23 protein-coding genes are annotated in these 24299 nt (G+C 50.7%); 11 read left to right on the top strand and 12 right to left on the bottom strand.

Features of this window, described 5'->3' with window-relative positions; genetic code table 11:
* The first annotated feature begins 8 nt into the window (after positions 1-8).
* Positions 9-620, top strand: coding sequence for a dual OB domain-containing protein (locus OGV93_RS03695; protein ID WP_001090788.1), 612 nt, complete (start codon positions 9-11; stop codon positions 618-620).
* A 119-nt stretch (positions 621-739) separates the two neighbouring features.
* Here OGV93_RS03695 and OGV93_RS03690 read toward each other — a convergent pair whose 3' ends face one another.
* The 4 genes from OGV93_RS03690 to OGV93_RS03675 form a co-directional block, all read right to left on the bottom strand.
* Positions 740-3175 carry a replication endonuclease gene (locus OGV93_RS03690; protein ID WP_287109372.1) on the bottom strand — a complete coding sequence of 812 codons (2436 nt, stop codon included), beginning with the start codon at positions 3173-3175 and terminating at the stop codon, positions 740-742.
* A gap of 59 nt (positions 3176-3234) precedes the next feature.
* A complete protein-coding gene (locus tag OGV93_RS03685) occupies positions 3235-4221 on the bottom strand; it encodes a DNA adenine methylase (protein ID WP_287109371.1) in 987 nt (328 codons plus the stop codon).
* A 70-nt stretch (positions 4222-4291) separates the two neighbouring features.
* Positions 4292-4675, bottom strand: coding sequence for a hypothetical protein (locus OGV93_RS03680; protein WP_000361779.1), 384 nt, complete (start codon positions 4673-4675; stop codon positions 4292-4294).
* Positions 4676-4696: 21 nt separating this feature from the next.
* Positions 4697-4918, bottom strand: coding sequence for a phage filamentation protein Fil family protein (locus OGV93_RS03675; protein ID WP_000366435.1), 222 nt, complete (start codon positions 4916-4918; stop codon positions 4697-4699).
* Between the two features lie 138 nt (positions 4919-5056).
* Between OGV93_RS03675 and OGV93_RS03670 the strand changes: the two genes are divergently transcribed.
* Positions 5057-5536 (top strand): hypothetical protein, encoded by a 480-nt coding sequence (locus tag OGV93_RS03670; protein WP_000671519.1) that lies wholly within the window; start codon positions 5057-5059, stop codon positions 5534-5536.
* Positions 5537-5540: 4 nt separating this feature from the next.
* Here OGV93_RS03670 and OGV93_RS03665 read toward each other — a convergent pair whose 3' ends face one another.
* Positions 5541-5888, bottom strand: coding sequence for a hypothetical protein (locus tag OGV93_RS03665; RefSeq protein ID WP_000379073.1), 348 nt, complete (start codon positions 5886-5888; stop codon positions 5541-5543).
* Between the two features lie 22 nt (positions 5889-5910).
* Positions 5911-6186 (bottom strand): regulatory phage cox family protein, encoded by a 276-nt coding sequence (locus OGV93_RS03660; protein WP_000043870.1) that lies wholly within the window; start codon positions 6184-6186, stop codon positions 5911-5913.
* A 123-nt stretch (positions 6187-6309) separates the two neighbouring features.
* On the opposite strand from OGV93_RS03660, the gene OGV93_RS03655 reads away from it, so the two are divergent.
* Both OGV93_RS03655 and OGV93_RS03650 read left to right on the top strand, forming a co-directional pair.
* Positions 6310-6609 (top strand): helix-turn-helix domain-containing protein, encoded by a 300-nt coding sequence (locus tag OGV93_RS03655; protein WP_000106734.1) that lies wholly within the window; start codon positions 6310-6312, stop codon positions 6607-6609.
* A gap of 145 nt (positions 6610-6754) precedes the next feature.
* Positions 6755-7762, top strand: a complete 1008-nt coding sequence (locus tag OGV93_RS03650) for a phage integrase (RefSeq protein WP_000152889.1) — start codon at positions 6755-6757, stop codon at positions 7760-7762.
* A 193-nt stretch (positions 7763-7955) separates the two neighbouring features.
* Here OGV93_RS03650 and clpA read toward each other — a convergent pair whose 3' ends face one another.
* Together clpA and clpS are read right to left on the bottom strand one after the other, a co-directional pair.
* Positions 7956-10232 (bottom strand): ATP-dependent Clp protease ATP-binding subunit ClpA, encoded by a 2277-nt coding sequence (gene clpA, locus OGV93_RS03645; RefSeq protein WP_016153651.1) that lies wholly within the window; start codon positions 10230-10232, stop codon positions 7956-7958.
* A 30-nt stretch (positions 10233-10262) separates the two neighbouring features.
* Positions 10263-10583 (bottom strand): ATP-dependent Clp protease adapter ClpS, encoded by a 321-nt coding sequence (gene clpS / locus OGV93_RS03640; protein WP_003036810.1) that lies wholly within the window; start codon positions 10581-10583, stop codon positions 10263-10265.
* Positions 10584-10906: 323 nt separating this feature from the next.
* Between clpS and cspD the strand changes: the two genes are divergently transcribed.
* On the top strand, positions 10907-11131 hold the full coding sequence (gene cspD, locus OGV93_RS03635) for a cold shock-like protein CspD (protein WP_003036813.1): 225 nt from the start codon (positions 10907-10909) through the stop codon (positions 11129-11131).
* A 74-nt stretch (positions 11132-11205) separates the two neighbouring features.
* On the opposite strand, the gene macB is transcribed toward cspD, so the two are convergent.
* Both macB and macA read right to left on the bottom strand, forming a co-directional pair.
* On the bottom strand, positions 11206-13152 hold the full coding sequence (gene macB, locus OGV93_RS03630) for a macrolide ABC transporter ATP-binding protein/permease MacB (protein WP_016153652.1): 1947 nt from the start codon (positions 13150-13152) through the stop codon (positions 11206-11208).
* Positions 13149-14264: a macrolide transporter subunit MacA gene (macA, locus tag OGV93_RS03625; protein ID WP_287109370.1), complete on the bottom strand. Its 1116-nt coding sequence runs from the start codon at positions 14262-14264 to the stop codon at positions 13149-13151. Before macA ends, macB begins: the two co-directional genes overlap by 4 nt.
* 160 nt (positions 14265-14424) lie before the next feature.
* On the opposite strand from macA, the gene OGV93_RS03620 reads away from it, so the two are divergent.
* Positions 14425-15375, top strand: coding sequence for a VirK/YbjX family protein (locus OGV93_RS03620; RefSeq protein ID WP_137379550.1), 951 nt, complete (start codon positions 14425-14427; stop codon positions 15373-15375).
* Here OGV93_RS03620 and OGV93_RS03615 read toward each other — a convergent pair.
* Positions 15372-17030: an ATP-dependent endonuclease gene (locus OGV93_RS03615; protein WP_016153655.1), complete on the bottom strand. Its 1659-nt coding sequence runs from the start codon at positions 17028-17030 to the stop codon at positions 15372-15374. The genes OGV93_RS03620 and OGV93_RS03615 overlap by 4 nt on opposite strands.
* Before the next feature lie 372 nt (positions 17031-17402).
* On the opposite strand from OGV93_RS03615, the gene aqpZ reads away from it, so the two are divergent.
* From aqpZ to OGV93_RS03590, 5 genes are all read left to right on the top strand, one after another.
* Complete coding sequence (gene aqpZ, locus OGV93_RS03610) at positions 17403-18098, top strand: aquaporin Z (protein WP_131379619.1); 696 nt, start codon at positions 17403-17405, stop codon at positions 18096-18098.
* A gap of 142 nt (positions 18099-18240) precedes the next feature.
* Entirely contained in the window at positions 18241-19140 is a 900-nt protein-coding gene (locus OGV93_RS03605) for a LysO family transporter (RefSeq protein WP_016153656.1), read from the top strand.
* A gap of 155 nt (positions 19141-19295) precedes the next feature.
* The gene (gene hcp / locus OGV93_RS03600; protein WP_016153657.1) at positions 19296-20948 is read left to right on the top strand and encodes a hydroxylamine reductase; all 1653 of its coding nucleotides are present in this window, start codon (positions 19296-19298) and stop codon (positions 20946-20948) included.
* A gap of 10 nt (positions 20949-20958) precedes the next feature.
* Positions 20959-21927 carry an NADH oxidoreductase gene (hcr, locus tag OGV93_RS03595; protein WP_016153658.1) on the top strand — a complete coding sequence of 323 codons (969 nt, stop codon included), beginning with the start codon at positions 20959-20961 and terminating at the stop codon, positions 21925-21927.
* Positions 21928-22128: 201 nt separating this feature from the next.
* A complete protein-coding gene (locus OGV93_RS03590; RefSeq protein ID WP_287109369.1) occupies positions 22129-23745 on the top strand; it encodes an FAD-NAD(P)-binding protein in 1617 nt (538 codons plus the stop codon).
* A gap of 72 nt (positions 23746-23817) precedes the next feature.
* Here the strand turns inward: OGV93_RS03590 and OGV93_RS03585 are convergent, their stop codons facing one another.
* The gene (locus OGV93_RS03585; protein WP_287109368.1) at positions 23818-24252 is read right to left on the bottom strand and encodes a DoxX family protein; all 435 of its coding nucleotides are present in this window, start codon (positions 24250-24252) and stop codon (positions 23818-23820) included.
* Positions 24253-24299: the final 47 nt, after the last annotated feature.

Here is a 24299-nt window from a genome sequence, read left to right as displayed (position 1 = left end):
ATATTGAGATGAATACTGATGTAATAATTCTTTCCAGAACAAAAATGTCTGGAGATAAAATTTGCGTAGGTGGATTAGATCTTAATAGTGGGAAGATGTTAAGATTATTGGATAATAGAGCAAGCGCTTTGACTTCAGCTTATCCATATAGTATTGGCGAAACATACTCAATAGAGTTTGCTGAAAGGTATCAAGTAGCAGCCCCACATGTTGAAGATGTAGCTGTATATGACTACAGCTTAGCGAAAAGCTTTAATAAAGTAGATCTAGATACTATCGTCCATAAACACTCTGGTACATATAACAATCTTAGTGAACTCTTCTCTGGAAAACTTCACTGGCAAAACTCCAAGGGATATGCTTTGGAGTCAGACCCTCCGGAATTTAGCGTTCAAATAGCAAAGATTAATAAAATCCTAGTTAGAAATGGAACTGACTTTCAAGAGTTCGGCTCATTAAATCCGCGCAAAGTTAAATATGTTGGCGAACTTGATATAAATAGACTCCCTAGTAGAATAAACCCTGGCACACCTATTAGATTTTCTTTAGCTCGACCTTGGGATAAGGATAATAATGGTATTAAAGTGTGTTATTTACAACTATCTGGAGTTTACATTTAAAAAATATTTTATATTAGAATAACGCGCTCAGCATTAACTTATTTTGTGATATGCAGAGCGCATTATGAAATATAATTATTCAAACCTTTCGTTGAATCAATATCAATTATATTTGAAAATTACTCTATCGCCTTTCTCCAGCGACTGAGCAACTCCTCTACTCTATGCCTTGCCAGCGTTTTACGCCAGTTCATATCCGCACCGGTCACAATCAATTCCCCTGTAATTTGGTTGGCACGGTAAGTAGTATCAAGCGCAGTCACCTCTCTCCCTTGCGCCAGCTTTAGCACTTGCACAGGGGTGATTTGGATCTTTCTTAACTTCGCCCAATCCAGTACCTGAGCAACTAGGGCTGTAACGTTCTTATCTACTACGCTTTCTTCCTGGCGGAGCGCATACGCGGCTTTTAAGTAGCTTTCCGCTCTAGCTCGGTTATATTCGGTGCACTCACCCACAGTGATACTGTACGCAAGTGACTCAAACTCATCTGCTGCTGAAACACGCTGCGTTTGTTTGTAGATTTTCAGGCCTTCAACAATCTCTTTTTTCTGTTCCCACCTTAATTTGCCGATTTCAAATTGCTCTGGAGATTCATCCCTAGTCGGCAAAGTCAGATCTGGCCGATAAACAACTGGGCAATCTGTTTGTTTTTCGTACTCAGTACAGTTATTGACACGAGTCCTAGAGGGCGCAGACGCGCCCTTAAGGTCAACAGCAAGGTCAACGGCCTTGCCTGAATCGTTAATAATCTCCGGTTTCTTGCGCACAATCCGATAAGAATGTAGGCGGGTTTCAACTGGCGGCATGAAGATGTGAGGCATCACCAGTCCTTTAATTAAGGTCTGGTATTCACCGTGATCGTTTGGCTGATCTTTTTGTTGATACCAGATGCGCAGTGGCAGATCACAACGGGCAACCAACGCCCCACCCTGCAATTGGGTGTATTGCTGCCAGTCGCCAGCATCCGCTGCACGGTGCAGCTCGGCAAACAACGGGTTAATCTGATCTGCCTTTTCCTGATTGCGGAATCGACGTAGCTCGCGCCAGACTGAAACAGGCGCACCACCAAGGAACTGGAATTGACGAATACCCCAGCATGATGCCCAGGCCGTCGCATGTTTTGAGGTTTCTTTTAATGGTCTGCCGTTCTCGTCGTCTGTTTCACCGTCGAGCGCGTAACCATCAATATTCTTGCTGATGTACTTCACCACATAACCGGTGGCGCTTCCGATTTCATGATCGATAGGCTTCATTTCGAAACGTGGGCGAATGCCATGCTTACCCTGCAATTCGTCCTCATCCTCGCGGGTGGCGTAGTCCTTCATCACTTCCAACAATTCAGCTGAATGTTCTGGTAAGGAAAACAGAAGACCATGCCAGTGTGGCGTTCCATCGTGGTGAGATTCAGCCACGCGAAGCCCAAACACCTGAATATCGCGGCGGGCCAACTCAGCGCGGATCTGTTGCCAGACTCGATTAAGATAACGTTGCGTGGTTCTTGGACTGGCCCCGTTCCATTTGCCATTACGATGACCGAAGACGGTATAGGCATGATATTTGGAAGGTGCTGTCATGGTGAAAAACTGCCCTGCATAGCCACTTTCGGTAGCGACTTTCTCAAAGCCACCGATGCGAGTCATAAGCTCAACGCGGCGCAAAGCCGGGTTAGATATGCTCTTATCTATTTGCTCAATGAGTGAAATGCGTTCTTTGGTTTCCTGATCTTCCAGCTCAAGCCGAGCCATAATCGCCCGGCTGCGTTTCCGCCTAGTGTCCCACTCTTCAACATGATGCTTACTGCAATATGGCGCAGCACCTCGCTTCACATCACCAAAAGCGATGTGCAGATGTTCACGCCAGCGCGTGCCGTACTTTTTAAGATTTCGGTGCCAGTAGCGATCATCCAGCATCTTGCTGATACCGGTCGTCGCCTCATTAATAAACAATTTACCCCGGCAATACTTTTCCCAGTTCGGTGGCGTCAGAAAGAAAAGACGCGCAAGTTGTGCCGCCTCGGTGTAAAGGTATTCGGCATACCGGCGATCACTTTGCGTCTCTACCGTTTCGTGTACCTCGCTCAGCACCGACCGCATATAGATCGCAATATCCTGCGCTAAAAGTTCAACATCTTCCGGCGTGAAGTCCGGCAGCCTGTTGAATCTCTCAACTAAACCGTTAAGGGCATCAAATACATGGTAAAGCGGGTTTAACTTTTTGAATGCTGTTTCAGCTTGTGATTTTGCGTCTTCGGTCATCGCAATTGCGTATTGAGCATTCACCATATTGATGGGCGGCAGCTCTCTGCGGATGATGTCTCTTACTGCCTGACGGGCAATATGTCGGCCCTTCATCGTGTGAATACTGTCAATTCGAGAAGCCAAGCGCAGGCGTATAAAGCGAGGAAGTCTCGAAAGGGTAAGTTTCACCCACGACAAAAACTCTTGTTCTTGACCCAATTCGAATAGATCAACAACAGGAGTCTTATCAACATAAATAGCGGCATTAGGCTTTTGCCACTCGTAATCGTAATTGATATCAGCAGCAGAATTAGACATACCCCTGCCGCCAACTAACTGGCGGCGATTGTTAGTCGGCCGAACAAACGCGGAGTCTGTCACCGCTGAGACTCCACGCCACAGGTCGCAGCCGTTGCCAGCATTTCGTTATAGGTCGCGTTACCCATTACAAGGCCACAATCAGGGCAACCTCCACCACCGGCACGACCGCAGCCGCTACACAATTTGAGGACGCCGATCACTTCACTGGCGGCCCCTCGGGTAATGGCGTTCGCGCTAACAGAACGGTTAACGCTGATTTCCTGGAAGTTGAAACAGCGATAAATCTCGCGGGTGGCTGGGGTGTCGCTATTGGACAGGATCACCGGCGAACCAGTAAGGCGGTTAATATCCAGCAGGGCGGCAGCTAACTGGCGATGTTCTTTAATGCCAAACGGGGCGGTGTGGTATTGGGTGAAATTAGCGGTTTCGCTTGTTGGCAGGTATGGCGGATCGCAATAGATAACCGCGTCACTACCAATCATGATTTTTAACGTGCTCTGGAAATCGCAGCACACGAAAATAGCTTTCGTGTCGTTAGCTTTTTCAGAGAATAAACGGATTTGTTCTTCCGGGAAGTAAGGCGGGGTTTTGTGACGCCCAAAGGGAACGTTATATCCACCCTGTTGGTTGTAGCGTACTACGCCGTTATATCCGTGACGGTTCAGGTAAAGAAATTGTGCTGCACGAAGAATCTTGCCCGCGTCCGGCCCATCTTCAAACACACTGCGCAATGACAGTAGGTCACGGGCGCGGGCGTTGAAATCATCGCGGATCCACTTATAGCCGTCTTTATCGCCGTACACTTTAAACAGTGGGCGAGCAGCGTCGATCACCGCATCAGGCCAGCGGGTTATCTGGCGATACAGGTTAATTAAATCTGGGTTGATATCACCCAGGATATAACGGCGATATTCAGTATTGAGGAAAACAGAAGCACCGCCGACAAACGGTTCCACCAGGCAATCGGCTTTCGGCAGAATCGGCAGCAAATCAGGCATAACGCGGCCTTTACCACCGGGCCATTTAACGAGAGATCGAATCATTTTTACTTTCTCCAGGGTGCAAGAAGCCCGACGCGTTAGCGCCTGTTTCTTTTTTGTGGGTAGTTAGTTGTTAATTTACTGCGTTATCTGGCGCGGGTGGTTTGTCGCGTATCGCCTGAATTTCGGCGCGTGGTGCGGCGTAGTCCTCAAATTCCCACGGCATTGATGCTGCAAATTCGGAAAGGCGCTTAATGCCCATCAAAAGGCACGTTTGCTCCTTTTCGGTTAGATTTTCGTAAGTACAACCCAGCTGTTTGGCGGTCAGCTTCGGCATTCCGGCTATGTATCTGGACGCATCGTTTGCCAGGATGAAAATCACCTTTTTACAGGCATCATCCAGGCGGTTAAAACGGGTTGCAGTGTCGTTCACGCGTGAGACGTTCAAACTTGCTTGCAGTCGAGCCCGTTGCTCTAAGAACTGGCGGCGACCTGGCTGTTGTCCTGTCTTATCCATCAACATAACCACCTCCCCGAACTACGCAAAGATGCCCATTAAGCGGGAAAACCAGCGGCGCTTATTACGCGGGCGCGACATAAACGGTACACGGCAGTTTTTAACAAATTGAACATCTGCCGCTTTAGGCTGGAAGAACCGCCCGTCCGGGGTTTCAATCCAGCCGCGTTGATGCTGACGGTGGGTGATCTGCTGGCCGTGGGTGAGCAGGCTGGCGAGTGAAGGGCACTGTGTTAAGTCCATGTTGATCTCCGTCATATTGAAAAGATGCCGGGATATAACCCCACGCCCGGCACGTGTTTCCTGTGATAACATCGCTATGCCTGTGTAACTTTGAGCAGTGAATCAGGCATAACAATCACCAACACAGAAGGAGTTGTAATGAAATTCAATGTGTTTTTTAAAAAAGACCACGGATCACACTGGGTACTTTCTGATGGTTCCCCCCTCTTTGAAAGTCCACTATTTGAAACAAGACCTAAAGCCATTGATGACCTTGAGAACTTTGTAGGCCTTATGGAATCGCCAATTTTTATTAAGGCTGGTGACGATATTAATTCTGGCGATACAGAAAACTGTCCATCTGTAGTTATTTCTTTAAAACAGCATGAATCGCTATGGGGCTGGGAATTATTTATCTCAAAAAATGGACAACTGTCTAAAGTTACCGAAAGTTCAGGTAATGGCTTTGACTCATTAGAATTAGCAAAGCAAAGTGCCCAGTTTTTTATTAATGCCATTATCGACGCTCCTATTCTGGATCAAGCCGATGTCGCTATCCCCGGTATGCACTTCTCAAAATCTTTCGAGGAAACGCACCACATTGGTGACATTCACCCATCCAGTAAATGGTTCAAATAATCCATCACTGCGGCGTTATCGTTTTTCTTGTGCGAGGTGGAACATCTCGCACGGTTTCTTCATCAACCATCAACTCATAAATTCTGATGCTGTTATCACCGTTTGATACGTCATCAAATACCTGAAAAAGAAAACTCATGAACTGCTCATAAGTGACGCTGGGTTCAACATACCCACCAGTAACCTCAATTAACGGTGTTAGCCCTGAATTATCTGCTAAAGAAACGCAGTCCAACTTATCCAAACGGAAAAAGTAATTACCGCAAGGCGTTCTTTTGTCCTTAATCCGTATAAATACATTTGATAACGCTGTATGACTATCTGAGAGCTTAAAGATTTTTGCCGTGTCCATTTTATTCAGCCCTGTAAGTTGCTTATGATGGATTGCCCAGACCCAACCACATTAACCACCCTTCCCTAATTTCCTTGGGACGGCTCTCATACGCCATTTTCATTCCGTTGTTCCAGGCTGGGAGGTAGACCCAGTACTCACCTGCCCGCCCTGAAGTTGATTGCGGATCAGTCATCTCAACTACGGGTAGCTTTCCTTTTTCAATCATTCCCCTTACTGCTGCCGGTGTTTTGCCGATCAGTTTTGCAAACTCCTGGTACGGGACAGCATCACTAATACTGACAACTTGTTTGCTCATCTGCTAACCTCGTATCTAGATCTAACCAATGGGTTTCAAAGTTCTTTAATGGGCTTTGATGCACATTGACAACATCTAAAACCACATTAGAGAGTTTCGATAATATTAGAGGATCTTGATAACATGTCAACGCCCATAAGCGAAAAACTAGCGTTAGTTCGTGAGTCTGAGCGACTAAACCGGAAGCAATTCGCTGAAATAACAGGAGTTCCTTACAGTTCTCTAACTTATTATGAGAGCGGAAGAACTACGCCCCCCACTGACGTAACAATGAAAATTCTCCAGCACCCCAGATTTAGCAAATACACGTTGTGGTTTATGACCGATCAGGTTGCTCCCGAAGCCGGTCAGATAGCACCGGCCCTCGCACACTTTGGGCAAGATGTAACAACATCGCAGCACTCAGACCAAAAGATTGGTTAACCATTCACCAGGCGCATCTTTATTACAAAATTTGTTTACTTGTTGCCAAATACAACAAACACAACAAGTTTGTGAAATCTAAGCGCAAGGGAAAATTAACAGCAGCAAAGAAAACACAACCTAGCACCATTCATTTGGGGGTCTTATGACAATTAAGAAACTCGATGATGGTCGTTATGAAGTGGACATCAGACCTGCAGGGCGCAACGGAAAGCGCATCCGCAGGAAATTTGACAAGAAAAGTGAGGCTGTAGCTTTTGAGAAACACACTCAATACAACCATCACGATAAAGAATGGTTGGCTAAACCGACAGATAAGCGGCATCTGTCTGAATTAACGAAAGTCTGGTGGGATCTGAAAGGCAAGCATGAAGAACACGGAAAATCTAATTTGGGTAAGATTGAAATCTTTACCCGGATCACTGATGACCCTTGCGCGTTCCAGATAACCAAAGCGCTTATTAGCCAGTACAGCATGACTCGCAGAGGGCAAGGCATAAAACCGGCCAGTATTAACCGCGATCTTACCTGCTTGAGTGGTATGTTTACTGCGCTAATTGATGCGGAGTTGTTTTTTGGCGAACACCCTTTCAGAGGGATGAAAAAGCTCAAGGAACAGAAACCAGAAACAGGCTATCTGACGCAGGAAGAAATAACATTGTTACTTGCCAATCTTGACGGGGACAACAAGAAAATCGCGATTCTCTGTTTAAGTACCGGCGCTCGATGGGGTGAGGCCGCGAAACTGAAAGCTGAGAACGTAATACAGAATCGGGTGACGTTCGTTAAAACAAAGACGAACAAACCGCGTACTGTCCCTATCTCTGAGGAAGTGGCTGTAATGATTGCGGGTAAAGGTTATCTGTTCCCTGATGCCTCATACCCGAAGTTCAGGCGAACAATGAAAGATGTAAAACCAGATCTACCGGACGGGCAAGCAACTCACGCATTGCGTCACAGTTTTGCTACCCACTTTATGATTAACGGCGGGAGTATCATCACCTTGCAGAGAATACTGGGACATTCACGGATAGAGCAGACAATGGTTTATGCGCACTTTGCCCCGGAGTATCTTCAGGATGCTGTTTCACTCAATCCGCTACGTGGTGGTGTTGACTCCCAGAGTGTCCACACTGTGTCCACAGTAGGGTAGTTTATTATGGCTTTCAGTGGTCTTGCGTGCCGCACAAACCCGCATTGCACCGCTGAAAGCCCATGTTACCTACCCTGAAAAACGCCCTTACGCAGGCTTATTTTTTGCCTGCCGTTTAACTCCCGCTATTCAAATCACGACTTTCAGGCGAAAAAAACCGGGCATTACGCCCGGTTCATTAGGTGATTAGATATTAATGTGCTGCTTCTGGCTTGTGCTTTTGCGCACTCTGGAAACCATAAGTCAGCTCGTTTTTCTCTTTATCCAGCGCAACGGTCACCTGACCGCCATCCACAAGCGAGCCGAACAGCAGTTCGTTAGCCAATGGTTTTTTCAGGTTATCCTGGACAACGCGCGTCATCGGGCGTGCGCCCATTGCGCGGTCATAGCCCTTCTCAGCCAGCCAGTCGCGGGCTTCCTGACTCACTTCCAGAGAGACACCTTTCTGATCCAACTGAACCTGAAGTTCGACGATAAACTTATCAACAACCTGATGAATCACCTCAGTAGAGAGATGATCGAACCAGATAATGTTGTCGAGACGGTTACGGAATTCCGGCGTAAACACTTTTTTGATTTCGCCCATCGCATCAGTACTGTTGTCCTGATGAATCAGCCCGATCGATTTACGCTCAGTTTCACGCACGCCGGCGTTAGTGGTCATGACCAGCACCACGTTGCGGAAATCCGCTTTACGCCCGTTATTGTCGGTCAGCGTACCGTTATCCATCACCTGCAGCAGCAGGTTAAAGACGTCCGGATGCGCTTTTTCGATTTCATCCAGCAGCAGTACCGCATGCGGATGTTTAATGACAGCATCTGTCAGCAAACCGCCCTGGTCGAAACCGACATATCCCGGAGGCGCACCAATCAGGCGGCTGACGGTGTGACGTTCCATATACTCGGACATATCAAACCGCAGCAGCTCAATACCCAGCGCTTTAGACAACTGCACCGTGACTTCGGTCTTACCTACGCCAGTCGGTCCGGCAAACAGGAACGAACCGACAGGTTTATGCTCGTGTCCCAGACCAGCACGGCTCATTTTGATCGCTTCAGTCAGCGCCTCAATGGCTTTATCCTGTCCGAATACCAGCATTTTCAGACGGTTGCCCAGGTTTTTCAGCGTATCGCGATCGCTCTGCGAAACGCTCTTCTCCGGGATCCGCGCAATGCGGGCTACGACGGACTCGATATCCGCCACGTTGACGGTTTTCTTGCGCTTGCTGACCGGCATCAGACGCGCCCGCGCGCCCGCCTCATCGATCACGTCAATCGCTTTGTCCGGCAGATGACGATCGTTAATGTATTTCACCGCCAGTTCGACCGCTGCACGCACCGCTTTGGCGGTGTAGCGAACGTCATGGTGCGCTTCGTATTTCGGCTTCAGACCGTTGATGATCTGCACAGTCTCTTCTACCGACGGCTCAGTGATATCGATTTTCTGGAAACGGCGTGCTAGCGCGCGGTCTTTTTCAAAGATATTGCTGAATTCCTGATAGGTTGTGGAGCCTATCACACGGATTTTACCGCTGGAGAGCAACGGTTTGATCAGGTTAGCTGCATCCACCTGGCCGCCCGATGCCGCACCCGCGCCGATAATGGTGTGGATCTCATCGATAAACAGAATGCTGTTAGTATCCTGTTCCAGTTGTTTCAGCAGCGCCTTAAAGCGTTTTTCAAAATCGCCACGGTATTTGGTACCCGCCAGCAGCGAGCCGATATCCAGAGAGTAAAGGGTACAATCAGCCATCACTTCCGGCACATCGCCCTGGACGATACGCCAGGCGAGGCCTTCCGCAATAGCGGTTTTACCGACGCCAGACTCACCCACCAGCAGCGGGTTATTTTTTCGACGACGGCACAGTACCTGAATGGCGCGTTCCAGCTCTTTGTCCCGTCCAATGAGCGGATCAATTCCGCCCACACGGGCAAGCTGGTTAAGGTTAGTCGTGAAGTTCTCCATACGGTCCTCCCCGCCAGCTTGCTCTTCGTTATTCGGCTGATTACCAGAGTCAGAGGACTGACTTGGTTCGTCTTTGCGCGTGCCATGAGAAATAAAATTCACCACATCAAGGCGACTCACTTCATGCTTACGCAGCAGATAAGCCGCCTGAGATTCCTGCTCGCTGAAGATGGCGACCAGCACATTAGCACCGGTAACTTCATTGCGCCCGGAGGACTGAACATGAAAGACCGCGCGTTGCAACACACGCTGAAAACTCAACGTTGGCTGCGTGTCGCGCTCTTCTTCACTGGCAGGCAATACGGGTGTGGTTTGTTCAATGAAGGCTTCGAGTTCCTGACGCAGCGCCACCAGATCCACAGAACACGCTTCCAGCGCTTCGCGGGCCGATGGGTTACTGAGCAATGCCAGTAGCAAGTGCTCGACGGTCATAAACTCATGTCGGTGCTCGCGCGCTCTGGCGAAAGCCATGTTTAAACTGAGCTCCAGTTCTTGATTGAGCATAGGCACCTCCCCCAATATTTATGCCTGCATTTAGGCTTTTTCTAGCGTACACAGCAACGGATGCTCGTTCTCCCTCGCATACTTGTTCACCATCGCAACTTTGGTTTCAGCCACTTCGGCAGTGAATACGCCGCAAATCGCTTTACCTTGATAGTGAACGGCAAGCATCAGTTGCGTTGCACGTTCTACATCATAAGAAAAGAATTTTTGTAACACGTCAATAACAAACTCCATCGGAGTGTAATCATCATTGACTAATATCACTTTATACATAGATGGCGGTTTTAGCGCGTCGCGCAATTTATCTTCCGCCAGCAGATCGAAATCCAGCCAGTCGTTAGTCTTACCCATTGTCAGTCGTCATCTTCAGTTACGGTTTCCGGCAGAAAATCTTGCCGCTGACAAGCAGCCTATGCGCACAATCAATCTACCTCAAGTATTAGATAACTATCATCTATTAGTGCCATCCGCGACATCTGTCACATAACCGACAATAGCGTTAACTGCTTCAAATTTTGATGCATTTTTACCCTATTCCGTCAGCCTGGCGCTTGACGCCTCGCCTGATTTCTCTAAATTGTAGTTTCGAGAGTTGGCGAGGTTTTGAACAGCCCCCACTCCGCCACCGGTTCATTCCATCTTACTTATATAAGATTTACGAAGGATGTCGAAGCATGGAAACGGGTACTGTTAAGTGGTTCAACAACGCCAAAGGGTTTGGTTTCATCTGCCCCGAAGGCGGCGGCGAAGATATTTTCGCCCATTACTCCACCATTCAGATGGATGGTTACAGAACGCTAAAAGCCGGGCAGTCTGTCCAGTTTGATGTCCACCAGGGGCCAAAAGGCAATCATGCCAGCGTCATCGTGCCTGTCATTGAAGCAGAAGCTGTCGCATAGCTCTTCTGTTTCATTGTGTACATCCCGCAGTCAAAATGCCAGCCTTTGCGGCTGGCATTTTTATCTCGATAGTATTATTCCCGCGCCAGAGCATCTACCGGATCCAGCCGCGCCGCATTTCGCGCCGGTAGCCAGCCAAACAAAATCCCGGTCGCAGTCGAACACAGAAACGCCGTCAATAAGGCTACGGGTGAGAAACCTATTTCCCAGCCAGGCAGGAATAGCTGAAGCGTAAAGGCGATCAGCATCGACAAGCTAATGCCCAACGCGCCGCCAACCAGACACACCAGCACCGCTTCGATTAAGAACTGCTGCAGTACGTCACTGGCGCGGGCGCCAACCGCCATACGAATACCAATCTCGCGCGTTCGTTCGGTTACCGAAACCAGCATAATATTCATCACACCAATCCCACCGACCACCAGCGAAATCACGGCCACCAGCGTCAGGAAGAGTTGTAATGTACGTGTGGTCTTTTCGGCGGTTTTCAAGACACCGTCCATATTCCAGGTGAAGAAATCCTTCTTACCGTGGCGTAACGTCAGTAGTCGGGTGAGCTGCTGCTCGGCCTGGGCACTATCAAAACCGTCTTTCACCCGCACGGTGATCGAGTTCAGCCACGACTGCCCCATAATTCGCCCGGACATGGTGCTGTAAGGCAGCCAGACCCGCAGGATCTTGCTACTGCCAAACATCGACTGTTTCTCTTCTGCAACACCAATCACCGTGGCAGGCATATTCCCCACCAGCACAACTTCGCCGACAACTTTCGCTTTGTTGGGGAACAATTGACGGCGGGTATTGCTGTCGAGCACCACCACCTGAGCGCGCCCCGCCAGTTGTTCAGCGTTAAAAGTGGTCCCTTCGCTAAACGTCATGCCATAGACGTTGAAATAGTCGCCGCTAACGCCATTAGCACTGGCGGCCACGTCGATATTGCCATAGCGTAGCCGCAGGTTTTTCGACACCGCAGGCGTCACCGAACTGACCCAAGGCTGCTTCTGTAACGCCGTTAAATCGTCATACTTCAGCGCCTGTTGATATTGTGGGTCGTCGTCGCCGAAATCTTTGCCAGGATAGATATCGATGGTATTGGTGCCAATAGCGCGAATATCTGCCAGCACCAGCTGTTTAGCCGCATCGCCTACCACCACAATCGACACCACCGAAGCAATACCGATGATGATCCCAAGCATGGTCAGTAGCGTTCGCATTTTATTCGCAGCCATTGCCAGCCAGGCCATAGTGAGCGCTTCGCGAAAACCGCTGACAAACTGCCCCCAGCCGGACGCCGTTTTCACCGTCGGCTCCGCGATATCGCGCCCGGTAGAGGGTTTGTGCGACGGCGGATTGCGCACAATCTCGCCGTCCCGAATTTCAATGACGCGTTCGGCCTGCGCGGCGACCTGGCTGTCGTGAGTGACGATAATCACCGTATGCCCGCGATCGCGCAGCTGATGCAAAATCGCCATCACCTCTTCGCCTGAATGGCTGTCCAGCGCGCCGGTGGGTTCGTCGGCGAGGATAACCTGTCCCCCGTTCATCAGCGCACGCGCAATACTAACCCGCTGCTGCTGACCACCGGAAAGCTGGGAAGGCTGATAGTCGACTCTGTCGCCCAGACCCAGTCGCTGCAGGAGTTCTTGGGCACGGGCCAGGCGCTGCTTACGTTCGGTGCCAGCGTAGACCGCAGGCACCTCAACGTTTTGCGCGGCGGTTAAATGCGACAACAAATGATAACGCTGGAAGATAAAACCGAAATGTTCGCGACGCAGCTGGGCTAACGCATCGCTATCCAGCGTGGAGACATCGCGCCCGGCAACCCGATACGTACCGCTGGTGGGTTTGTCCAGACAGCCGAGAATATTCATCAGCGTCGATTTACCCGAGCCAGACGCCCCGACAATCGCTACCATTTCCCCGGCCTGAATGCTCAAGGATACGTCCTTCAATACCTCGACCTGACCTTCGCCTGACGGATAGCTGCGGCGGATATTGCTCAGTTCAAGCAATGCCGTCATTTTGGCGCTCCAGCGTTGCCCTCACCGGTGATGACTTCATCCCCCTCTTCCAGCCCTTTCACGATCTCCACATCGGTGTCATTACGCGCGCCGATAACCACTTCGCGTTCACGGGTTTCGCCGTTACGCAGCAGCCTGACGTTATAACGATTGTTGCCAATAGGATCGCCCAGCGCCGACAGCGGGATCGTCAGGACATTTTTCACATCGGTGAGCTGGATATGGACCTGCGCGGTCATATCCAGACGCAGGATCCCTTTCGGGTTGGGAACTTCGAAGCGAGCATAGTAGAAAATCGCATCATTCACTTTCTCTGGCGTCGGAAGAACATCTTTGAGCTTACCTTCGTAGCGCGTCTGAGGATCGCCCAGAACGGTAAACCAGGCCTTTTGCCCGGGATGCAGGTGAATCACATCCGCCTCGGAAACCTGCGCTTTCACCAGCATGGTGCTCATATCTGCCAATGTCAGAATGTTAGGCGCCTGCTGGGCAGCAATAACGGTTTGCCCCTGAAGGGTAGTAATTTGCGTGACTTCGCCTGCCATTGGCGCGACGATGCGGGTGTAATCAAGGTTGGTTTTTGCCGTATCGAGAGAGGCCTGATTACGCTTAATTTGCGCATCAATTGTGCCGATTTGCGCCTGTTTGACCGCCATCTGAGTGGCCGCCGTGTCGAGATCCTGCTGCGAGACAGCCTGGGTTTTCGCCAGCTGTTGCTGACGGGAAAGCGTTACCCGCGCCAGCTTCAACTCGGCTTCAGCCTGTAAACGCTGAGCGCGTAATTCCATCAGCGTCGCTTCAACCTCTTTAATCTGGTTTTGCGCCTGTTCAGGATCGATAACGCCAAGCAGTTGATCTTTTTTTACTTTGTCGCCAATCGCGACCGACAGCGTTTTTAACTGCCCGCTTACCTGCGCCCCGACGTCAACTTTACGCAACGCATCCAGTTTGCCGGTTGCCAGTACGCTTTGCTGCAGATCGCCCGGACGAACAATTAACGTTTGATACTGAGGTAAAGGCGCATTAAGCGTTCGCCAAAGTGCAATTATCGCCACAATAATGATGATGGCGAAGAGAAAATAGCGCTTTTTGATTTTTCCCTTGAGCTTCATAAATGTCCCAATTTCCCCCAATACGTCCACCAGAGTGGAGTGGTAAACATCAACGTTAAATAAATAGCCGTTGAAAAACGCAAGAATAACAGAGTTATTGATGAATGGTTAAGATCCGCTGTGTTGAAATTAGTACCAGAGTATCCATCGGATTGTTATTATGAGCCAGCTAACTGACAGCACTTTTCATTCTTCAAAACCCGCCACAAGTTTTAGCCTCTTTTGTAGCCTGATGACCGGACATTGGCGCCCTGGAAAATTTTGGCATCAGCGTAGCTTTCGTCGTAAGTTTTTGTTGCGCTCAGCGCTTATGCCACGATTAATGCATGAATGGATGACTGAACTGGCGCAATGGCCTGATCTCGATAGCGTACTGGCACGCCAGCCTCGTCTGCCGGTTCGCCTACATCGCGCCTATCTCGCACAAAACCTTGATCGGAAAATGAAACTGGATGCTGTGCGTTTTCATTACAATGCTATCCGCAGCTCTTTTTCAGCCACGGAATATAAAGCTTATTTAAGTGCGGATGGATTACAACTGGCACAAATTGAAGGCAAAAATAGCGAAATATTTAGCGTAATACTGGGCTCATTTATCTCACTGGATAAAGAAGGTGAAAGTACCATTCTGGTACGCAATAGCGCTGGCGAGACTTTAGCGGAAATGACGTTTACGCTGTGCAATTATCAAGGAAGCAGCACACTGTTTATTGGCGGGTTACAGGGAGGCAGTCGATTACTGCCACATGAAGAAATTCAAAAAGCGACCAAATCATGCTATGGAATTTTCCCTAAACGTATTGTGATGGAAGCCATTTGCTGTTTTGCAGAACAATTGAATATTAAACAAATTCTGGCTGTCAGTAATGAACAGCATATCTTTCGCAGCCCGCGTTACCACGATAAAAACAAGGTGATACTTTCCGACTACAACGCATTTTGGGAGTCGGTTGGCGGTGAGTGCGACGGTCACGGCTATTACCATATCCCACGCACAATGGCGCGAAAAAGCGAAGCGGACATTGCCAGCAAAAAACGCGCGGAATACCGCCGTCGCTACCAGTTACTGGACAGCATCCACTCGCAGCTGTCGTCGATGTTTCGCAACTAATCCGCTCTGCCGCGTGCCAACCACAGCACGCGGGAAAACATTTTTCGCAGCAGCGTTGGCACCGCGTCAACGCCGCGCCGCCCGGCTTCCATCGCCACCTCAATGGCTAAATCTGGTTTTGACGACCGGTGAATCGCCTTCGAGATAATTTTGCGCATATTCATGGGCACGTTTTCGGGGATTTGCGCCACCCTGTGAAAAACGTCAGCGAACCCCTGGCGATACATAAAGTGTTCCATGTCCAGCGCGGGAAGCATGGTTAAATGATCGCGCTCTTCTTCTCTGTCGTTATTCAACAAACTCCGCACCGTAGCGGCATACTTTTTCCCGGCTTCATCACCATCAACCAGCACATGCCACTCGATACCCATCCGGCGGGCGAACTTAACCAGCGGCTTAAGGCCGGACTGGGCAAATTCAATGACTTTGATACCTTCCGCATCAAAGTGGTGCCCACACTGGCGGGCCAGTTCGTTAATGACCCAGGTTTCCGTTTCGCCTTCCACCAGCAGCCAACAGCGGGCAAACAACGACGATGCACGGTTAAAACGAATATGAAAGGCAATACGCCGACCATCTTCTGCGCTGATCCCACCTGGCCCAAGCCGCCAGGCGGCGACGCGGGAAGACTCACGCACCAGGCGGACAACATGTTCCACGGGGGTGAGGGACAGTAACTCACCTGAGTTGGTGGTCGCCACCCGTTGCAGTGGAAGCAAATTCAGCAGGTGCCAGGCAACCGACAGCATAATCGGATGTAAACGCGTTTCAGGATCTTCTACCAACAGTAACGGCCGGGCGTCTTTATCGAGCCTCAGCGTACCTTTGGCCTGTAACAGCGTCGAAAACAATCCCAACAAGATCACGCGGTGCGTGCGTCCGCCCGGCCTATCAATCATACGGTTGATAATATCCAGATAGCGCCAGCTACGTTGTTCGTTATTGGAACGTCGACGCATCAGACGATAGCGGGACTGACTGGAACCCTGCTCAGAAAAATAGTGTTCCAATAGCTGTACCATGGCCGATAACCCCTGACGTATCTGCCCATCTGTCAGGTTTTGCGGTCGGGTAGCCAGTTCACGTGCCAGAAAATCCAGTTGCCGCGCGGTCACTTCGACATCCGCCGAATCCGGCACCGTACCGTTACGGATCCGTCGCATAAAACGCGCGTCGCGCAGGCGCAGTACTGGCATCAAACGCACGAGGTGCCGCGCCTGATCGTTAATGTCGTCGAGGGGAAGCTGATGGCCCTCGCCATCCAGAAAACTGCGTAACGTCAGAACGCTACCGTCGTCCGCACATTCACCTTCCAGCCGATAGAAAATGCGGTGATAGCCATCCTGACACAGCGTCCAGCTGGCTTCCAGGGGACGATACCTGCGCACGCGGTGGCGACCTGGTTGAGACTCACGAAACGTCAGGATGATATGCAGATGATGTTCCCGGCCTTGAATATCGCCCGGCGGGAACCAGAAATCTTCGCGGTCAAAGTGGTACAAATCAGTTTCCGGCGACAGCAGCAGGGTTAAAGCATCCAGCAGACTGGACTTACCCCACGCGTTCTCCCCAATCAGCACGTTGCTTTGCTCCAGCATCAACGACAGACGGTTAATACCACGAAATCCAACAATCTCAACGCGTTCGAGAATCATATAGCCTCCGGAAATGCTAACTTTTTCCTTCAAGTTATCAGGAGTATAACGGCAAGCGGGCGCTCAGGACACCCGATATGATCAGGAGGTTAGTCGCAGAAATCAAAAAATATAAGAATATTCTTCTTATGTTTTCCCCGGAATATTATTTCAGAACTCAATCATCGCCGTTTTGCTAATTGAACTATGCTTCATTCATCCAATATTCAAAAAGGAATCACAACATATTGCCTTAAATCAAATTTTTTCATCAATTTAACTGGCGAAGGGATGATGTTTTTTTCTAAAATACCGGCTCTTTCATCATCGTCCCTTTTAGCGATGAATTACCGGGTAAGGAACACGAACCCGGAACTTTTAATTGAGGTGGTTATGTTCAGGAAATTAGCAGCCGAATTCTTCGGTACGTTTTGGCTCGTCTTTGGTGGGTGCGGTAGCGCAGTTCTGGCCGCAGCATTCCCGGAGTTGGGTATTGGATTTGCCGGTGTCGCGCTGGCGTTTGGTTTGACCGTATTAACCATGGCATTCGCCGTAGGTCATATTTCCGGCGGACACTTTAACCCGGCGGTGACCTTAGGTTTATGGGCGGGCGGTCGCTTCCCGGCAAAAGACGTTATTGGTTATGTTATCGCTCAGGTTGTGGGCGGTATTGTTGCAGCAGCGGCACTGTATCTTATTGCCAGCGGTAAAGCTGGTTTTGACGCAACTGCCAGTGGTTTTGCCTCGAACGGCTTTGGTGAACATTCACCTGGCGGCTATTCAATGCTGTCTGCCGTCGTAATTGAAATTATTTTGACCGCTGGTTTCTTATTAGTGATCCACGGTGCGACCGATAAACATGCTCCGGCAGGTTTTGCACCTATTGCGATTGGTCTGGCGTTAACCCTGATCCACTTGATCAGTATTCCGGTTACCAACACCTCCGTTAACCCGGCACGTAGTACCGCCGTAGCCATCTTCCAGGGCGGCTGGGCATTGCAGCAATTGTGGTTCTTCTGGGTTATGCCGATTATCGGTGGGGTCCTCGGCGGTCTTATTTACCGCACTCTGCTGGAAAAACGCGATTAATCGATAACAAAAAAGGCCTGGCGCAAGTCAGGTCTTTTTTTCCCCGCTATATTTCCTTTTATTTGCAACTTTACTCCCTTCTTTGCATTGAGTAGTGTGTGCTGGCGCATTTCGTCTTACTCTCAGCAAGGATCTGGTTTTCATGTTTTCAGGGCTGTTAATCATTCTGGTTCCCCTTATTGTGGGCTACCTTATTCCGCTTCGGCACAGGGCTGCATTAAAACTCATCAATCGCCTGTTGAGCTGGATCGTCTACCTTATTCTCTTTTTTATGGGTATTAGCCTGGCGTTTCTGGATAATCTCGCCAGCAACCTGTTAGCCATTCTTCATTATTCTGCGGTCAGCGTGACGGTCATTCTGCTGTGTAATATCGCGGCGCTGTTCTGGCTGGAGCGTTCACTGCCCTGGCGACATAACCACAAGCAAGAAAAGCTACCCTCGCGAATTGCGATGGCGCTTGAGTCGCTCCAGCTTTGTGGCGTCGTCGTCGTGGGTTTTCTGCTCGGCCTCACCGGTCTTCCTATTCTGCAGCACGCCACCGAAGCCAGCGAATATACGTTAATCTTTTTACTGTTCCTGGTCGGGATTCAACTGCGCAACAGCGGTATGACCTTAAAGCAAATTGTGCTGAATCGCCGGGGGATGATTGTTGCGGTGGTCGTCGTCGCCAGTTCGATGCTGGCGGGGGTTATTAATGCGTTGATCCTCGGCCTGCCGCTGAAAACCGCGCTGGCGATGGCGTCTGGTTTTGGCTGGTATTCCCTGTCCGGTATTCTGTTAACCGAATCGTTCGGGCCGGTGATTGGTAGCGCCGCCTTCTTTAATGACCTGGCCCGCGAACTGATTGCCATTATGTTGATTCCTGGAATGGTGGGCCGCAGTCGCTCAACCGCGCTGGGGCTATGTGGCGCGACATCAATGGATTTCACCTTACCGGTGCTCCAACGCAGCGGCGGTCTGGAGATGGTTCCGGCAGCCATCGTCCACGGCTTTATTCTGAGTCTGTTAGTGCCTTTGCTGATGGCGTTTTTCTCCGCCTGAAGTCAGGACAAATACCTCTCTGGCGGTAGTCATCTACCGCCAAAATTGCGCTAAATCAATCTCCCTGCAAGTTGTAGCAGAAATCCCTTTTATCCCTTCGCGCACAGGCATAACCTTAAACATGTATATTAAATATAACTTTAAAAGGTGTGACCATGTTTTGTGTGCAATGTGAACAAACCATCCGTACTCCGGCAGGAAACGGCTGCTCTTACGCGCAGGGTATGTGCGGTAAAACGGCTGAAACCTCCGATTTGCAGGATCTGCTGATTGCTTCCCTACAAGGTCTGTCTGCATGGGCTGTTAAGGCACGTGAATACGGCATCATCGACCATGAGGTTGATAACTTTGCGCCGCGTGCATTCTTCTCCACGCTGACCAACGTTAACTTCGATTCCCCGCGTATTGTTGGCTATGCCCGTGAAGCTATCGCCATGCGCGACGCCCTGAAAGCGCAATGCCTGAACATCGACGCGAACGCAGCGGTCGCTAACCCGATGGCCGATCTGCAACTGGTCAGCGACGATCTGGGCGACCTGCAACGTCAGGCCGCTGAATTTACCCCGAACAAAGACAAAGCAGCCATTGGCGAGAACATTCTCGGCCTGCGTCTGCTGTGCCTGTACGGCCTGAAAGGTGCGGCAGCTTACATGGAGCACGCGCACGTTCTCGGTCAGTACGACAACGACATCTACGCTCAGTACCACAAAATCATGGCATGGCTGGGAACCTGGCCTTCCGATATGAACGCTCTGCTGGAGTGCTCAATGGAAATCGGCCAGATGAACTTCAAAGTGATGAGCATTCTGGATGCTGGCGAAACCACTAAATACGGCCACCCGACGCCAACTCAGGTCAACGTCAAAGCAACCGAAGGTAAGTGCATCCTGATCTCCGGTCACGACCTGAAAGATCTGTACAACCTGCTGGAGCAGACCGAAGGTACCGGCGTTAACGTCTATACCCACGGTGAAATGCTGCCGGCGCACGGCTACCCGGAACTGCGTAAGTTCAAACACCTGATCGGTAACTACGGCAGCGGCTGGCAGAATCAGCAGGTTGAATTTGCCCGCTTCCCGGGCCCAATCGTAATGACCTCTAACTGCATCATCGACCCAACCGTTGGCGCCTACGATGACCGTATCTGGACTCGTAGCATCGTCGGTTGGCCGGGTGTAAGCCACCTCGAAGGCGACAACTTCGCTCCGGTAATCGCTCAGGCTCAGCAGATGGCGGGCTTCCCATACAGCGAAATTCCGCACCTGATCACCGTTGGTTTCGGTCGTCAGACTCTACTGGGCGCTGCTGATACCCTGATCGACCTGGTAAGCCGCGAAAAACTGCGTCACATCTTCCTGGTTGGCGGTTGTGATGGCGCGCGTGGCGAACGTAACTACTTCACCGACTTCGCCACCAGCGTGCCGGACGACTGCCTGATCCTGACTCTGGCGTGCGGTAAATACCGTTTCAACAAACTGGAGTTCGGCGATATCGAAGGCCTGCCGCGTCTGGTCGATGCAGGTCAGTGTAACGATGCATACTCTGCCATCATCCTGGCGGTAACCCTAGCTGAGAAACTGGGCTGTGGCGTGAACGATCTGCCGCTGTCTCTGGTGCTCTCCTGGTTCGAACAGAAAGCGATTGTCATTCTGCTGACCCTGCTGTCTCTGGGCGTGAAAAACATCGTCACTGGCCCGACTGCGCCTGGCTTCTTCACGCCGGACCTGCTGGCAGTTCTCAACGAGAAGTTCGGTCTGCGTTCCGTGACCACCGTTGAAGAAGACATGAAGCAACTGCTGAGCGCGTAAGGAGTAAAGAATGACAATGCCAACTCATCAGTGCCCATGGCGGATGCAGGTTCATCACATCCATCAGGAAACGCCGGATGTATGGACAATTTCGTTGCTGTGCCACGACTATTATCCGTACCGCGCCGGGCAGTATGCACTGGTCAGCGTACGTAATTCAGCGGACACGCTGCGTGCTTACACCCTTTCTTCAACGCCGGGCGTTAGCGAATATATCACGCTGACCATCCGCCGCATTGACGATGGCGCAGGCTCACAGTGGTTAACCCGCGACGTGAAGCGCGGCGACTATATCTGGCTGTCCGATGCAATGGGTGAATTCACCTGTGAAGATAAAGCGGAAGACAGGTTCCTGATGCTAGCCGCTGGCTGTGGCGTCACGCCAATCATGTCAATGCGTCGCTGGTTGGCAAAATACCGCCCACAGGCAGATGTGCAGGTGATCTTTAACGTCCGTTCACCGCAAGATGTCATTTTTGCCGACGAATGGCGCGAGTATCCGGTGACCTTAGTTGCTGAAAACAATGCCACTGACGGTTTTGTTTCCGGCCGACTGACCACCGAACTGCTGCAAAGCGTACCGGACCTGGCTTCGCGCACCGTGATGACCTGCGGCCCGGCGCCGTATATGGATCTGGTCGAGAAAGAAGTCAACGCGCTGGGCGTGACACGCTTCTTTAAAGAGCAGTTCTTCACCCCGGTAGCTGAAGCCGCCACCAGCGGTCTGAAGTTCACCAAACTGCAGCCGGCAAAAGAGTTTTATGCGCCGGTAGGCAGTACGCTGCTGGAAGCGCTGGAAAGCAATAAAGTGCCGGTTGTCGCCGCATGCCGTGCGGGCGTTTGCGGCTGCTGCAAAACCAAAGTGGTTGACGGTAACTACACGGTCAGTAGCACCATGACGCTGACCGACGCAGAAATTGCTGAAGGTTATGTGCTGGCCTGCTCCTGTCATCCGCAGGGTGATTTAGTGCTGGCGTAATTGGCCGATATCTGATGTGCAAAAGGCTACCCGGTTATATCGGGTGGCCTTTTTTTATGCTGTCAGACGCTGCAAAATTCCGATTTTTTCACCCTCCGAGGCAAAATACCGTCCACCTCCTGCGAATTATCGACCACACTTACCTGGCACAGGTTAAGCAAAACCCCGACTACCACGTCGAACGTTCTACAAAGGATCCCCATGAAAAAAGTGGCCATCGTCGGCGTAGGTCCCACCGGAATTTATACGTTTCATGCCCTCGTTGAGCGCGGTGAACCGCTGGAGATACAGCTTTATGAGCAAGCTGAGGAAGCTGGCGTAGGCATGCCTTATAACAGCGACAACAACGCAGACCACATGCTGGCCAATATAGCCAGCATTGAGATCCCGCCGATTTATATCAGTTATCTGACGTGGCTACAGAATCAAAGCGATGAATACCTTGCGCAGTTTCGGCTTGAACGTACATCGTTGCATGAGCGGCAATTTTTGCCCCGCGTGATCCTCGGCGACTATTATCGCGATCGTTTTTTAGCCATCGTCGATAAAGCGCAAAGATCCGGGTTCACAATTCGCGTATATGAATCAAGTAAAGTCACCGACCTGCAAGCAAACCCGACTGGGGTCTCCCTGTGGATCAATCACGCGTCACAGCCCGTCGAAGTGGATTTCGCCGCTATCGCCAGCGGTCATCTGTGGCCAGAAACTGATGCTCAAGCACGCAAGTTTTTCCCCAGTCCGTGGACCGGCCTGATGGAGGCGCAGATTAGCGCTTGCAGGGTGGGTATTCTGGGCACCTCGCTAAGCGCTATCGACGCGGCGATGGCCGTGGTCAGTCAGCATGGTACCTTCACCACCAATACCGACCGTTCACTGCAGTTCACGCGTAACCCCGACAGCCAAAACCTGAAGCTGACCCTGATGTCGCGCAGCGGTGTGCTGCCTGAAGCGGATTTTTACTGCCCTCTTCCCTATGAACCGCTGAATATCGCGACGCAAGAAGCGATTGAAAACGCCATTGCCGAGGGCCAAAACGGATTACTGGACCGCATCTTCCGGCTTATTGTGCAACAACTGCAAGACGCGGCCCCTGGGTGGTGCCAACAGGTTGCACTTGCAACGCTTAACGCCGACACATTCCCCGAGGTCTATTTTGCCGACAGGCTCAAGCATGACCCTTTTGACTGGGCGAGGCGTAACCTGGTGGAGGTTGAACGCAACAAGCAGGAACAACATACCGTCGCCTGGCGCTATACCTTATTGCGCCTCCACGAGGTTATTGAAGAGATCGTTCCTCATCTTGATGCTCGCGACGAAAAACGTTTCAGGCACGGACTGGCGCGCGTCTTTATTGATAACTATGCGGCGATCCCGTCTGAATCTATCCGCCGATTGCTGGCTCTGCACGATGCCGGGCTGATTGAGATCCTCGCACTCGGCAAGGATTATGAGCGTACAAATAAGCAGGAAAGGACGGTCATTTACCACCACGGTCAACGCAGTGAATTTGATGTATTTATTGACGCCCGAGGACAACGGGCATTGCAGAGCAAAGATATTCCGTTCCCAACGCTACGCGATCAACTGCTGGCCTGTGGCGATGAGATCCCGGATATCGGCGAAGATTACACGCTGCAAGCACCGGAAAACGCCCGCAACCGCATCGCCTTTGGCGGACTGCCGTGGTTGATGCACGACCGTCCCTTTATTCAGGGGCTGGTGGTTAGCGCTGAAATAGGTGCGGCGATGGCAAAGGCATTGACGCAACGAGCACTGAAACGTCGGCACAAACTGTGGAGCAGTGACGACATGGATTAGCGGCCAGAGTTAATGGCGAGGCGGAGATAGGTTAACGCATCCCCGCCTCTGTCTTGATTCTCGGATGGCAAACTATCGCCAGGCCGAGTTTCCGGCAACGGAGAAACGCCCCGCGCCCAAAAATGCCACGGCCAGAGCGCCGATGAAGAAATAGACCAGACTTTCAATTGCCCATGCGCCGGTTTTATCCAGTGACCAGGTTTCACCCATCCCGACCATCAGCCATGCCACCACCATCGTAAACGCCAGCCCCAACGCCGCCGGACGCGTCAGGATCCCAAGAATAATCAGGCAAGGTGCCATAACCTCTCCCAGCAGAACGCCATACGCAATGAAGCCAGGAAAACCTTTCGCTATCAGCATGCCACTGATGCCATCAATACCCGCGAACAGTTTATGCAGCCCATGAAACAGCATTAATCCACCCACGGCAATACGTAACAAAAACTTGCCAAAATCTTCATGAGTCAGTACCCGGTTAACTGTATTTAATAGTTTTATAACCATTTGAATTTATTCCTTGTTTCACCATGTCCAATAACAAACTACGCTTA

Source organism: Citrobacter sp. Cb031 (genome assembly GCF_030336725.1).
Taxonomy (GTDB): domain Bacteria; phylum Pseudomonadota; class Gammaproteobacteria; order Enterobacterales; family Enterobacteriaceae; genus Citrobacter; species Citrobacter braakii.
Note: the sequence above shows the minus strand (reverse complement) of the source record. Positions and strands in the feature narration are given on the sequence as shown.